General features: G+C 65.0%; 12 protein-coding genes. 5 read left to right on the top strand and 7 right to left on the bottom strand.

Going from position 1 to position 13,794, the window contains the following annotated elements:
- Positions 1-309 precede the first annotated feature (309 nt).
- The 4 genes from DEIPE_RS02990 to DEIPE_RS02975 all read left to right on the top strand — a co-directional run bounded on the left by DEIPE_RS02990 (position 310) and on the right by DEIPE_RS02975 (position 4,123).
- Positions 310-573 (top strand): hypothetical protein, encoded by a 264-nt coding sequence (locus DEIPE_RS02990; RefSeq protein WP_041230663.1) that lies wholly within the window; start codon positions 310-312, stop codon positions 571-573.
- Positions 574-684: 111 nt separating this feature from the next.
- Positions 685-2,187 carry a potassium/proton antiporter gene (locus tag DEIPE_RS02985; RefSeq protein ID WP_015234512.1) on the top strand — a complete coding sequence of 501 codons (1,503 nt, stop codon included), beginning with the start codon at positions 685-687 and terminating at the stop codon, positions 2,185-2,187.
- Between the two features lie 148 nt (positions 2,188-2,335).
- A complete protein-coding gene (locus DEIPE_RS02980; protein ID WP_015234511.1) occupies positions 2,336-2,821 on the top strand; it encodes a cation:proton antiporter regulatory subunit in 486 nt (161 codons plus the stop codon).
- A 90-nt stretch (positions 2,822-2,911) separates the two neighbouring features.
- Positions 2,912-4,123, top strand: coding sequence for a cation:proton antiporter (locus DEIPE_RS02975; RefSeq protein WP_015234510.1), 1,212 nt, complete (start codon positions 2,912-2,914; stop codon positions 4,121-4,123).
- Between the two features lie 82 nt (positions 4,124-4,205).
- Here DEIPE_RS02975 and DEIPE_RS02970 read toward each other — a convergent pair whose 3' ends face one another.
- From DEIPE_RS02970 to DEIPE_RS02940, 7 genes are all read right to left on the bottom strand, one after another.
- Positions 4,206-6,299 carry a penicillin acylase family protein gene (locus DEIPE_RS02970; RefSeq protein WP_052326615.1) on the bottom strand — a complete coding sequence of 698 codons (2,094 nt, stop codon included), beginning with the start codon at positions 6,297-6,299 and terminating at the stop codon, positions 4,206-4,208.
- 37 nt (positions 6,300-6,336) lie between these two features.
- Entirely contained in the window at positions 6,337-6,756 is a 420-nt protein-coding gene (locus DEIPE_RS02965) for a response regulator (protein ID WP_015234508.1), read from the bottom strand.
- 408 nt (positions 6,757-7,164) lie between these two features.
- The gene (gene cobT / locus DEIPE_RS02960; RefSeq protein WP_015234507.1) at positions 7,165-8,247 is read right to left on the bottom strand and encodes a nicotinate-nucleotide--dimethylbenzimidazole phosphoribosyltransferase; all 1,083 of its coding nucleotides are present in this window, start codon (positions 8,245-8,247) and stop codon (positions 7,165-7,167) included.
- A gap of 45 nt (positions 8,248-8,292) precedes the next feature.
- Positions 8,293-9,039 carry a trehalose-phosphatase gene (otsB, locus tag DEIPE_RS02955; RefSeq protein ID WP_015234506.1) on the bottom strand — a complete coding sequence of 249 codons (747 nt, stop codon included), beginning with the start codon at positions 9,037-9,039 and terminating at the stop codon, positions 8,293-8,295.
- On the bottom strand, positions 9,036-10,415 hold the full coding sequence (locus DEIPE_RS02950; protein ID WP_015234505.1) for an alpha,alpha-trehalose-phosphate synthase (UDP-forming): 1,380 nt from the start codon (positions 10,413-10,415) through the stop codon (positions 9,036-9,038). The genes otsB and DEIPE_RS02950 overlap by 4 nt, the downstream gene beginning before the upstream one ends.
- 151 nt (positions 10,416-10,566) lie before the next feature.
- Positions 10,567-11,190 (bottom strand): histidine phosphatase family protein, encoded by a 624-nt coding sequence (locus DEIPE_RS02945; RefSeq protein ID WP_015234504.1) that lies wholly within the window; start codon positions 11,188-11,190, stop codon positions 10,567-10,569.
- Positions 11,183-11,917, bottom strand: a complete 735-nt coding sequence (locus DEIPE_RS02940) for an adenosylcobinamide-GDP ribazoletransferase (protein WP_015234503.1) — start codon at positions 11,915-11,917, stop codon at positions 11,183-11,185. The genes DEIPE_RS02945 and DEIPE_RS02940 overlap by 8 nt, the downstream gene beginning before the upstream one ends.
- Before the next feature lie 537 nt (positions 11,918-12,454).
- Between DEIPE_RS02940 and DEIPE_RS23740 the strand changes: the two genes are divergently transcribed.
- Positions 12,455-13,786, top strand: coding sequence for a DUF4142 domain-containing protein (locus DEIPE_RS23740; RefSeq protein WP_157448745.1), 1,332 nt, complete (start codon positions 12,455-12,457; stop codon positions 13,784-13,786).
- Positions 13,787-13,794: the final 8 nt, after the last annotated feature.

Raw genomic sequence — 13,794 nt, 5'->3', positions numbered from 1 at the left:
CCAACGTCCCGGTGATCGGGCCCTGATGGAGCATCTACGTCATCCAGCCTCCCACCGTCTGGCTTCAGGGTGTCCTCGGCGTACCGGCCAGCACGGGGCACGGCTTGACCTTGCTGCTCACGACAGCGATGCTGATGTTCAGCGGGGCGATCATCGGCGCCGAAAAGCACCGCAGACCTTTCCGTCTCCATCAACGCCAAACCGCACGAAAGGTCACGCCGCCCCGTGCTATCCGAATCCGGCGACCAGCCCCCACAAAGCCACGCCTCGTCGGTCACCTCGCCAGGAGAGGTTGAAGAGCCTCACTGAATGGCCAATCCGCAGAAGACGCCCGAAGACGCGTTCGTCGGGCCCGGCACAAAAGCGTCCATCCTGATTCCAGTAGGCTGGAGAATACGCCGCTTCGGCGGCCTTTCTCGCCTGGCTCGCAGCAGTACGCCGGCGTTCGGCAGCTCGACGGTGGGTGACGCAGGTCACGGCCTGTCCGCTTCGGTCGCCTGCTTTCAGGCGCCTGCCGGCAAGCTGACGCTGCTGAAACCACAGAAGTCAAGTTCCATCCCACGTCCACGATGACCGTGGCGCGCTCCACGACCGCAGGGTCGGTTCTTTCGCTCCTGAACGGTGGTCCTGAACCGCCACGCCGTCTGTCTACCGCTCATCCCTGATCCTTGAAGGAGGACACTCTTGCCCTCCAGCAGCATTTTTGACGTTCCCATTCTGATTGGCGCCGCCCTGATTCTGCTGAGCCTCTTCGCCAGCAAGCTCGGTGGGCGGCTTGGCGTGCCAGCCCTGCTGCTGTTCGTGGTGATCGGTATGCTCGCCGGCAGCGAAGGACTCGGCGGGATTCCTTTTGAAAATTACGAACTGACGCAGCTGGTCGGCATCATCACCCTGGTGCTGATTCTCTACTCCGGGGGGCTGGAAACCCGCTGGAAGGACACCAGACCCGTGCTCGCCAAAGGGCTGGTGCTGTCCACGCTGGGGGTGTTCATCACGGCGGGAGTCCTGGGCGCCGCCGCGCACCACCTGCTTCACCTGCCCTGGCTGACCAGCCTGCTCCTCGGCGCGGTCGTGTCATCGACCGATGCCAGCGCGGTCTTCAGCGTGCTGCGCGAACGGGCACTCGGGCTGAAAGGGCAGATCAAGCCGCTCCTGGAATTCGAGTCCGGCACCAACGATCCGATGGCCGTGTTCCTGGTCATCGGCCTCACCAGCCTGATCATGCAGCCTTCCTTGCCGTGGTACAGCATCATTCCGCTGTTCCTGCAGCAGATGCTGATCGGCGGCGCGGTGGGTTATGTGGCCGGGCAGGTTGCGGTTCACGTGCTGAACAACATCAACCTGAAGTTCGACGGCTTGTACTCGGTGCTGTCCATTTCCTTGATGGCCTTGATGTACGGCAGTGCCGCCGTGGTGGGCGGCAGTGGGTTTCTGGCGGTGTACATCGGCGCGGTCGTGCTCGGCAACAGTGACTTCATCCACAAGCGCTCGCTGCGGCTTTTTCACGATGGCCTGACCTACCTGTTCGAGATCGGTATGTTCCTGCTGCTCGGTCTGCTGGTCTTCCCGAAGCAACTGCTGAGCGTCGCCGGACCGGCCATGCTGCTCTCGCTGATCCTGATGTTCATCGCGCGGCCCCTGGCGATCTACCTCAGCCTGGCGCTTTCTCCCATGAAAAAGCGTCACAAGAGCATGATCGCCTGGGTGGGATTGCGTGGTGCCGTTCCGATCATCCTGGCGACCTTTCCGTTGCTGGCCGGCGTTCCGGGTGCACAGATCATCTTCAACGTCGCGTTTTTTATCGTGCTGACCAGCATTCTGATTCAAGGCACCAGCCTGCCTTTCGTGGCGCGCCTTTTGCGGGTCGACACGGATCTCGTCACGCCGCAGGTTTCGCCGCTTTCCTACGCATCGCTCGACTCGGAGAAAACCGACCTGGTTGACATTCGCGTGCCACGCCACTCCATCGTGGAAGGCAAACGCATCGTCGACCTGGGTTTCCCGGAAGACGCCCTGATTGTCCTGATTCACCGTGATGGCGAGTACGTGATTCCCAAAGGCGCCACCACCGTCGAAGCGGGGGACGGCATCCAGATTCTCGGAAGTAAAGCCGACGTGGATGAAGTGCGCCGCCGCATCGCGCAGTCCCTGCCGAAAAATCCGCCCCCCCTGGAGGAGCTTTCCTGATACCCCAGCTGCTGATACCCGAGCGCTCATTTCGGGCCGGTGCCGCGCCCTCTCGTCTGGTGCGCCACGACACGCGAGGCGCTCGTAAACGCCTGGACGAAGCACTCATTTCGGGGTCAAATGGTCCGGCGGAGCTACACTTGGCAGTATGGTGCGCCTTGAGGAAACCAAACTGCCGGGAGTAGGTGTCCGGCATGATTTTGCCAGCCAGTACGGCAAGCGCGTCGGTGTCATCACGCACCGTGATGGACGCCGCGAAATTTTCGTGTCCCGCCAGGATGACCCGGACGCCTGTGCGCAAAGCATCACCCTGACCGAAGAGGAAGCCGAAGCGGTCGCGGACCTGCTGGGCGGCAGTACCATCACCCGCCGTCTGGCGACCCTGCCGCAGGACATCGAAGGACTCGCGATGGACTGGGTGCCCCTCCCGCCCACGTCACGTTTCCTGCGCTGCCCGATGGGCGACGCGCAGTTGCGTTCGCGGACCGGCACGTCGATTGTCGCGGTCATGCGCGATGGTCAGGCGCACCCCGCGCCAGATCCGCAGTTCGTGCTGCTGGCAGGCGATACGCTGGTGCTGGTCGGTACGCCTGACGGGGTGCTCGCCGCATCACGGCACCTGGGAAGCTCGTAAGGCAAGGCGTTGGTATTGATGTTCCGACTTCTGCTGCGCTGAATCACCTGTCGTTTTCCAGTCTTCTCACCCAACCCCAGGAGGTCCTCCGTGGAACTCGGTCGTATTTTTCTGGAGCTGGGCGCCGTCACGCTGGCGCTCGCCTTCGTCGGGCGCGCCGCCGGACGATTCGGTATCACCCCCATACCGCTGTACCTGCTGGCCGGCCTCGCGTTGGGTGCAACGTTTCACCTGGGCAACGAATCCGAGGATTTCGTGCACGTCGGAGCGGAAATCGGCGCAGTTCTGCTGTTGTTCGTGCTGGGTCTGGAGTACACATCCGCGGAGCTCAAATCCAACTTGCGGTCGAACTCGGGCGTCGGTGTGGTGGATCTGCTGTTGAATTTCAGCCCGGGTCTGCTGGCCGGGTTCGTGCTCGGCTTCACCCCGCTGGGCGCGATTCTGCTCGGTGGTGTGACGTACCTGAGTTCGTCGGGGATCGCCTCGAAAGTGCTGACCGACCTGGGCCGCCTTGGCAACCGCGAGACACCGATTGTGCTGGCCGTGTGCGTACTGGAGGACATTGCCATGGCCTTCTACCTGCCGGTCGTAGCGGCGTTGCTGGTCGGTGGTGGATTGCTCGCCACGGGCGTGAGCCTCATGGTGGCGCTGCTGGCGTTCGGCGTGACGTTTTACGCGGCGATGCGGTTCGGCCCGGCGTTCAGTCGCCTGCTCAACGTAGGGTCGAAAGAAACCCTGCTGCTGAGTGTGTTCGGGCTGGTGCTGCTGATCGCCGGACTCGCAGACCTGCTGAAAGTCAGTGCGGCCATCGGTGCGTTTCTGGTCGGCATCGCGCTTTCCGGCGATGTCGCACACCGCACCCGGCCGTTGATCGAGCCCTTGCGTGATCTGTTCGCTGCCATCTTCTTCATCTTCTTCGGGTTGCAACTGGACCTCAGCTCCGTTCCGGACGTGATTCTTCCGGCCGTGATCCTGGCCGTCGTCACCACGTTCACCAAACTCCTGACCGGCTGGTATGGCGCGGCTCGACTGGGCGCGCGGTCCCGGGGCCGTTTTCGGGCCGGGGCGTCGCTCGTTGCGCGGGGAGAATTCAGCATCCTGATCGCCGGTCTGGGTGTGTCTGCGGGCATTGCGCAGGGCATCGGGCCACTCGCGGCCGTGTACGTGTTGCTTACGGCCATTCTGGGACCGTTGCTCGCGCGTCTCGACGAGCCGCTGGCACCGTTCCTGTCTCGCTTCGACCCCGGCGCCAAGGTGGCGGCGGATTCCTCGGTGGCTGTCGGCCAGCGCGGTACAGACTGAGACCCGCCAAGCCCTGGGAACCTGAGCAACGAAAAACCCCATTGCTCTCCCACGTCGCCTCGCATAGACGGTTTTGCTTCGCTCAACCGTCTATGCTGCACACCTCGTCGCGCCTGGCGAGGTGTGCTTCCACTTCCGGGCGTGTCAGCCAGGCGGGGCGCAGTTCTCCACGCGCAAAGAGTGGGAGCTGGTCACCCACGTGCGGTGAATTCGGCTGCGAACTGTTGCCGTAGGCGAGCAGCACCCGCGCCCGGACCGGACGCGAGAATTCGATGGCGGCAATGTAGGTCGTGCCAAAGGCCATGTCGAACATTCCTTCTGCCGCGGGCTGAAAGCCAGAAACCCGGAACACGCCAAACGGATCGAGGTGGCCGTGGCCGGGCACGCTGTACTCGCCCCGTCGGGCGTGAGTCAGCGTTCCCCAGGGCCGCTCGAGGCTGCCGTATTCCTGCAGCAGGGCCGAAGCGGCCTGCTCCAGCGCGCTCAGGGCAGCGCCTTCGTCGGCCAGCCCGCGTGGGGTATCGAGAGGCTCGCTTTCCTGCCAGGGCTCGCGGGTCACGTTCGAGAGCGTCCGGTTGGCGCCCAGGCCCACCAGCCAGCGTGAAAAGAGGTGGGCCTGGGCGCTGGCAGAATCGAATCGATGGTCCCAGCCTGCCAGCACGCCGGCTGCCTGGCGGGCGAGTTCGCTCCCGGACCGTTCTGCCGCCTCCAGCAGGGGAGGGACGAGACGCTCCGCGGTCTCCGAGCGTGTATCGTTCACGCAGGCCATCAGGTCCTCCAAGGTGGGCCGCTCCAGTGAGCGCAGCATCCGGATCGAGCGCTGCTCGCGCGGAGTTACCATTTGCGGTGACAGGTATCCAGGAAACGCCGCCGGATCCAGCGCCGGCGGCAAGGTGGCGAGCCAGGGCGGGTTGTTGGCATTCTGCAGCCAGCCGGAGGGTGGATCGACCAGGCGGGGCAGTTCGCTGAAGTCGTGGACCTCATGCCAGATGAGTTCGCGGCGATCGCCACTCAGGGTGCCCGCCCAGTCGCTCCAGTGGCCGCCCGCTCGCCGCGGTACGAGTCCGGTGAAGTAGTACGCCGCGTGGCCGTCCGTGTCGGCGTACAGGACGTTGAACATGGCGTTCTGATGGCGCGCGAGGGCGCGTTCGAATTCGCCGTGGTCGCGCGCCTGCGCCATCGCCCAGTACTGGGCGAAAATGCCGGGAATGGGCGCAACATCAAGGCCCACGCAGCGCACGGCCACGGGTCGGCCGTCCTGCTCGGTCACCACCGGGCCGTGTTCGCTTTCAAGCACCTTCAGGTGCTCCGTCCGCAGGGCGCCGTCGGGCGCCCGCACCAAAAGCGTCTCGTGACGGACGGTAAAGGCGCGTTTCTCACCGTCCAGCAGGTAGCCGTCCCCGTTCGGCGTCAGGGCGAACGCGTCCCAGCCCTTGAGGGTATTGACCGTATGGGCCCAACCCAGGTGTTCGTTGAAACCGTAGCGCAATACTGGCCAGCCGACCTGTGCGACGCCGTACAGGTTCAGGTCCGGCTGGCCGTTCTGCGAGATGTTCAGGTGCGCTTCGAAGAAGGTATGGGCGTCACCCCAGTACAGGTGAGGATTGGCCAGCAACAGGCCGTGGCCGCTCTCGCTGCGCGACCCGCCGACGGCCCAGGCGTTGGACCCCGCGACACCGGTACCCATGGCCGGCGCGTCGGGAAGCAGGGTGCTGTACGGTAGGATGTCGTTGTAAGGCTCACCCGCGGGGCGTTGTCCGCCCAGCGTGAGGTACACCAGGTAAACCCGCTGGATGTGCGCGAAGACGTCGTCGGGCGTGACGGGCAGCACGGCGCGTGTGTCCGGGGCAAGGGCGTCGGCATGCCCTTCGGCATAGGCATTGACGCCGTTCACGAACGCGGTGATGTTGGCATGCATCTCGCGCTCCTGCGCGGCCAGCCAGACGGGAGCGCGCTGCGCAACGCCCATCTGGCGAATCAGGCGGTCGCTGGCGAGGTATTTCTCCCCCCAGTACTCAGCGCCCCGGCCTCGGGCGAGGCCGTAAAGCCTGAGCAGAAGGTCGCCATGCGCGTGCATCTGTGCCCAGCCAAAAGCGCGAAATGCCGCTTCTTCACTTCGGGCAAATACGTGCGGGACACCCCAGGTGTCCCACAGAATTTCGGCGAGATCAGGCATAGCCCAGCCTACCCTGCGCTGCGGGGGCACGCCGCGTTCAGGCGCTCAGGTGATCAAGCCACGTGTTGGTCAGATCCTGCATCGTCGAGAGAAAAGCTTCGAAACTGCTGGGTTTGGGAACGTAGTCATCGGCGCCCAGCTCCTCGCACGCGGTGCGGTCGACCTTGGAAGTCGAGAACACCACGATGGGCACGTGCCGCAGGTCGGGATCATTTTTGACCGAGCTCAGCACCTGAAAGCCGCTGACCCGCGGCATGTTGAGGTCGAGCAGCACCAGCGCAGGATGGCCTTCGGGACGGGACTCGAAGACTCCCCGACGGCGCAGGTAATCGAGCGCCTCCTGACCGTCACGGGCGACGGCCACCTGCCCGTCGAGACCGCGCTCCTGAAACACCAGCTGGGCGAGTTCGATGTCCAGTTCGTTGTCCTCGACCAACAAGATACGGTGCGCTGCCATGCTCGACCTCAGACAGAAAAAAGACGTTCCGTGAACAAGCGGCTCACCTGGAGCGTCCTGTTCACCTGTTCTTCATTCTACTTTGTGAATCTGCTGTTTTTCCCATATGGGTATGAGAAAAATTTATACAGGGAACGGTCTGACCGTGCGGATCAAATACTGCGCTCGCCAGTGTATCGTGTCCACCGCAAGTCATGCCGCCGTATGACGGCCAAGAGGAGCCCGTGCCAGGCACCACCCTTCATCTTGCACATTCAGCCAGATTGCCCGAAGCGGACCAAGGATACCCGGGTGATCGGCACTGTCTTGAAGGCCCAGAACGCCCCGAGTACAGTGCCAACTCACTATCGCGCCGAGGCCATCAGCGGCCCGTCCACTCGCTAAGCGGGGAGCCAGATCGAGCGGGAGTCAGTCCCCCAGCAGGCCGGCTTCCTGAAAGGTCAGCATCTCGCGCAGGGACGCGGCGGCGGCGCGAAACAGCGGTACGGCCAGCACGCCGCCCGTGCCCTCGCCCAGCCGGAGCGACAGGTCAAAGAGCGGTGAGAAGCCCAGATAAGCGAGTTGCGCGCCGTGTCCACGCTCGGCGCACAGACCCGCCGGAAACAGGTAATCACGCACGCGCGCCTGCAGTTGTACCGCGATGAGGGCGGCAGCGCCCTCGACAAACCCATCGAGAATTACGGCCCTGCGGGCGCGCGCTCCAGCAAGCATGACGCCCAGCATGGCGGCCAGCTCCAGTCCGCCCAGGTCGGCGAGCACGCCCAGCGGGTCAGTCGGCGCGCTCGCCTGACGGGCCAGCGCGTCGCGGATCACCGTGATCTTGTGGTCGAGCTGTGCGTTGTCCACGCCGGTGCCCCGCCCCGTGACGTCGGCCGGATCGAGCGCCAGCAGACGCGCCGTCACGGCGGCAGCGGGCGTGGTGTTGCCGATGCCCATTTCACCGGCCACCAGCAGGTCGGCGCCGTCCGCGATCGCTTGTTCGGCGGCCCGCACGCCCGCAAAGACGGCCTGCAGAGTCTCCTCGCGCGTCATCGCGGCTTCCCGGCGCAGGTTTCGTGTGCCGGAGCGCACCTTGGCAGCGATCAGGCGCGGCGATTCGGGCAGCGCGGCGTTCACGCCCACGTCAAGCACGTATACCCGCGCGCCGATACTGCGCGACAAGGCGTTCACCGCGGCGCCTCCCGGACCGCTGGGGGTGTCCATCAGAAAGTTGGCGACCATCGCGGGAGTCACGCTGGCCGGAAACGCGCTGACGCCCTCGTCGGTGACGCCGTGATCGCCGGCGCAGACGATCACCGCGGCGCGCTCGGGCGTGGGCCGCTCGCTGCCAAAAACAGCTGCCAGCCGCACGGACAGATCCTCGAGCGCCCCAAGCGCGCCAGGAGGTTTGGTGAGCTGGTCCTGCCGGGCGCGGGCGCGCTCAGCGGCGGCCGAATCCACCGGCACGATCTGGGAAAGGAGGTCGTGGAAACGCGCTTCGAGGTCGCTCATCAGGTCAGGCTAGCAGAGCAGCAGAGCGTTCGCGCCACGCGAAGCTCAGGCCTCTTGACCGGCCCAATGCTCCAGCAGCGCTACCGCCCAGGCCGGACTGTCCAGGCGATGCGGCGCGAGCGTTTCGCCCTCGCCGACCTTGACGGCCGTGCCATCCAACGCCAGCACCGCAGCAAACGCCTCCTCGTCCGTGACATCGTCACCCAGAAATACCGGGTGGTGTTCTGGAAAGCGCCGTGCCAACGTGAGGGCCGCGCGGCCCTTGCCGAAACCGCCCGGGCGAAACTCGTGCACTTTCTTGCCCTCGACCGTTTCCCAGCCTGGGGGCAGATTTACGCCGGTCAGGAAGTCCTCGATGGCCGCGTGAAGTTCTGCTGGGGCATTGCGGTAATGCACCGCCATCGTCCAGCCCTTGTCCTCCAGGCGCAAACCGGGCAGGTTGGCGAACACACCCTCACGGTCGATCAGCGGCTGCAGCTGACGGCTGATCTGGCTCAGCGCCTCCCGGTCAGCCCTCGGGGGGGGCTCGCCGGGCCATTCCATGCCGTGCAGGCCGATCACGGTCAGGTCAGACGTATTCAGAAATCCCTGAGCTGCCGCCACACTGCGCCCAGTGATGACGGCCACCTCATGGCGGGGGTGATGCAGCAGCCGTTGCAGGGCTGCTCGGGCGCCCTCCTCGGGCCGGGCGTCCTCCGGGCGGGCGACGATGGGCGCCAGCGTGCCGTCGTAATCGCACAGAATCAGCAGCGGCCAGTCTGCCAGACGAACGAGCGCTTCCGGCAGGGTCATGTGGCCGCCAGCTCCGAAAGAAAATTTTCGCTCCAGGCGCGCAGGTTGCTTTGCTTCAGACGCGAACGCAGCTGATGCAGGCGCGCCTTCTTTTCGTCGAGCGGCATGCGCATGGCCTGCATCAATTGCTGCGCCAGGCCGTCGTGGTCGTACGGATTGACGTGGATGGCCTCGGGCATCTCGGACGATGCGCCGGCGAACTTCGACAGAATCAGCGCGCCGTCGCGTGAGCTCGCCACGAACTCCTTGGCGACGAGGTTCAGGCCGTCGCGCAACGGCGTGACCAGCATGACGTCGGCCGCGCGGTAATGCGCGATCAGCTCTTCGCGCGACAGGCCCCGGTAGATGTAGTGAATCGGCGACCAGCCACTCTCGGCGTGTTTGCCGTTGATGCGCCCTACCAGTCCTTCCACCTGAACGCGCAGCTGCCGGTAGGACTCGACGCGCTCGCGGCTGGGTACGGCCACCTGCACCATGGTCACTTGCCGCTTGAAATCGGGGTAGGCGTCCAGGAACGCGTCGAAGGCTTCCAGACGCTCGGGAATGCCCTTGGTGTAGTCGAGGCGGTCCACCCCGAGCAGCATCATGGTCTGCAGCCCCTGCCGGATACGCTCTGAAGCCGCTTCTACCTCGGGCGAACTGGCAATGGACTCGAACACCTCGGTCTCGATGCCGATGGGACGGGACACCACCCGCGAGAGCCGCCCGGCATGACGCACGCCTTGCGGCGTGGTCTCGGCGCCCAGTGCGATTGCGCAGCCCGAGCGGAAGTGACGCACGTAGTCCTCGGTGTGCATGCCGATCAGGTCGGCGCCCAGCATGCCCTCCAGCACCTCACGGTCCCAGGGCAGGGTCCGGAAGACTTCGGAGGACGGCCACGGAATGTGCCAGAAAAAGCCGATCCTGGCGTTTGGCAGCGCCTCGCGAATCATCTTCGGGACCAGCGCCAGCTGGTAGTCGTGCACCCAGATCAGGTCGCCTTCCTGATAGCGCTGCACCGCCGCTTGTGCGAAACGGCGGTTGACGGCCTGATAGGCGCTCCAGGAGGAGCGCAGGTAACGCGCGCGCCCGATGAAGTAGTGACTCATGGGCCACAGGGCCCGGTTCGAGAAGCCGTAGTAAAAATCACGGACCTCGGCTTCGCTGAGCTTGAGGCGTTCCAGTCGGTACCGTGGACGTTCGGTGGGCAGCTCCACGCTGCCAATGTGGGGGTGTTCCTCGCCCCAGGCAATCCAGGTGCCCCCGGCGTGCTGCAGGGCCGGATCGAGGGCAGCGGTCAGTCCACCAATCGATGGTACCCACTGAATGTCGCCGCTCTCGGATTTGCGAGGCGCGTACGGCTCGCGGTTCGAAATGACAATGAGACCCAAGGTCAATGTTCCTTTCCTGAACCCGCATGGCGGGAAGGAGCAAGGCAGGAATACCCAGCAGCTGTCCAGCAAAGCGTTGCAAATCCGGTGCCGGCACGGGCAGGGCACGCGGCGTGATTATAGCCTTGCCTGCCTCTCGCTGGCGCGCCGGAAACCTTCACTCAGCGTTCAAGCGTGGAGCTGGTGGGGGCCAGTTCAGACCGACCAGCCACCACGCTCCGGCGGCCCGTCGGAGCACTGCCGCGCGGCCCGGCCAGATTTCCAGCGCGCCGAGCGGCAAGGTGAGCTGCAAGACCGCCCGCACTGGACCCGCGTGGGTAAAGGCCAGCACGACGCCGTGCTCGGGCAGTTCATCGAGCCAGCCCTGCAGCCGGGCGTGAAAAGCGCGCCCCGTTTCACCACCGGGTGGGCCGTCGTCGGCGTCCGGGCAGGACAGGGCCTCGATCCAGCGGCGCGGCGCCTCGCCAAAGTTCGTTTCGAGCGCGGCCCAGGTCTGGCCGGCCATCACGCCGAAGTGCGCTTCACGCAGTGCATTCGTTTCATGCGCCTGCGGAAAGCCCGAGAGCACGGCGCTTTCCCGTGTGCGGCGCGCGGGAGAAACCCATGCCTCACCCGGCGGCAGGAGCGGGGCCAGGGCGCGCATCTGCGAGCGGCCTTCCGTGCTGAGCGGCGCGTCCTCGTTTGGAGCGGGATACCGCCGTTCGGTGTTGGGGGCGCTCGTTCCGTGGCGTACCAGCCACAGTTCTAGCCACTCCCGCTCAGGCCATTGCCGTTCAGGCACGCGAGGCCACCAGTGCGAGCAGTGCAGCGATCTCGGCAGTTTCGATGACCGCCCCATAGGCGTCACCGTTCAGGCCTCCCCCCAGACGCGCGGCGGCGAAGCGGCCGACCAGCACGGCCATGGCGAGTGCGGCAAGCAGGCCCAGCCAGGCCTGCGGCAGCAGCAGTACCGGCAGGGTCAACACCAGGGCGAGGGGCCACCAGCCCTGTCGTGCGCTCGCACCCAGCGACCCCGGCCGGGCAGCTGGAAAGAAATGCATGGGCGCGAGCACGACCAGTCGCGCCACGACAGCCGCGACCACCACGTACAGCGGACCGGACACGGCGGCGAGCAGGCTCCACTTGAGCAGCAGGGCGGTGACGCCGGTGGCAAGGCCAAACGCCCCGACGTGCACGTCACGCAGAATTTCCAGGCGCCGTGCCGGAGATTTCATCACCAGCAGCGCGTCACCGCAGTCGACCAGCCCGTCGAAGTGCAGCATGCCGGTGACGCCCAGCCATACCGCCAGCGCCAGCGCCGCCCCCACCCCTGCTGGAAGGCCGAGGCCTTGCGCTCCCCAGAGGGTGAGGGCCACGAACGCGCCCACGACGTACCCCGCAAGCGGATAGAAACTGCTTGCCCGGCGGAATTCGTCGGGCTGTACGGACCGAAGCTGCGGCAAGGGCAGGGTCGTCAGAAAGGTCAGGGCCAACTGGGCGGCGCGCAGCAGTGAACGCATCATGCGCATTGTAGGGGCACCACAGGTGCACTCGGGCCAGGCTGAACCCTGACGGAGCCGGAGAGCTGACGGAGCAGGAGAGGACGTATCGGACGCGGACGGCCTGCACACCGACTTCGCCTGCCTGCGTATGGCTGCGAGGAGACGGCAAATTCAAAAGGGCCCAAGTGCGCAGGGGCGAACATTGGCTCGGCTTTAACGAACTGAACGCTGCTCTGGTAAACGGATGAAGCGTAATTTATGCGCTTCGCCAAAGACAAACACCCGTGCGAGATAGACAAAAGGAGATACATGTCGAGTGCCAGTTTGTGTATTAAGGAGGTCGCCGAGGATATCATAGGAGTCTCTGATAGACAGTTGGACACCGTTTATTTGTGGATGCAGTGCTAAACTGCAAGCATACCATTCTTTTCTGTTATGTAGGGAGCCAACATGAAATATACCCTGACGTGCTTAACACTTACCTCAATGCTCGCCCTTGGTTTTTCTGCAACTGCACAACAAAATAATCAACAGAACCAGTCTGGTAACCAACAGGGTGGCAATATGCCGGAAATCTCTTGCCTCGTGGCGACTGGTCAGGCTACTGGCGGCACGGCAGGTGGTGCCGGGGCGACAGGCGGCACGACCGGCGGCACGACCGGAACCACGGGAACCGGCGGTACCGGCACGGCGGGTGGCACGACGGGTGGAACTGGCACGACCGGCGGCACGACCGGAACCACGGGAACCGGCGGTACCGGCACGGCGGGTGGCACCACGGGCGGAACTGGCACGACCGGTGGCACGACGGGCGGTACCGGAGCGACCGGTGGCACCACTGGTGGTACAGCTGGAACCGGTGGCACCACGGGCGGCACGACGGGAACAGGTACCGGCGCGACCGGTGGCACCACTGGTGGTACTGGGACCACGGGAGCTGGGGGCACGACGGGCGGTGCGGCCAGCGGCGCGCAAACGCTACGTGGTCTCGACAACAACCAGATCTGCTTCCTGGACAAGGCCGCACGCAGTGACCAGTACGAAATTCGTTCTTCGCAGCTTGCTGTACGAAACTCCAAGAATCAGGCAGTCGTTCAGTACGCGCAACGGATGATCCGCGAGCATCAGCGGTCCTCGCAGCAGCTTACCGCGCTTGCCCGGCAATTCGGCGGGCGGCTGCCGCAACAGCCGAATACCCAGCAGCTGCAGAACATCAACACCCTCAGCCGTCTGACCGGTACGGCGTTTGACGCTGCTTACATGACGCAACAGGTCGCCGCCCACCGTGAGACGGTAGATCTCTACAAGCGCTATTGCGATGGAACGCTGTTCAGTAGCGGCAACTCCGGTGGTCAGTCGGGTTCCGGCGTCAATAACTGCAATACCGGGGGCGGCCAACAAAGCGGTGGTACAACGGGTGGCACGACGGGTGGTACCGGTGGTACAGGCGGCACGACAGGAACCGGTACCACGGGCGGTGGCACCATGGGAACTGGTACCACCGGTGGAACCACGGGAACCGGTGGCACCACCGGCACGACTGGCGGAACTGGTGCGACCGGTGGCACGACGGGCGGAACTACCGGCACGACGGGTGGCACCACTGGTGGTACAGCTGGAACCGGTGGTACGGGTGGAACTGGCACGACTGGCGGCACGACCGGAACCACGGGAACCGGCGGCACCGGCACGGCGGGTGGCACCACGGGCGGAACCGGCGCGACCGGTGGCACCACGGGCGGTACCGGAGCGACGGGTGGCACGACGGGCAACGCCAATCAAAATCAGAACAACGATCCCAGGCGCCTCATTGCAACCTTCACCAGCCAGATGCTGCCGAGCATTCAGCAGCACCTCCAGGAAGCTCAGCGCCTCCTGCAAGGGCTTGGCAAGTAAGAACAGCG

The organism is Deinococcus peraridilitoris DSM 19664, from assembly GCF_000317835.1.
In the GTDB taxonomy this organism is placed as follows: domain Bacteria; phylum Deinococcota; class Deinococci; order Deinococcales; family Deinococcaceae; genus Deinococcus_A; species Deinococcus_A peraridilitoris.
The sequence above is the reverse complement of the archived record's forward strand: the minus strand, read 5'-3'. Positions and strand labels throughout refer to the sequence as shown.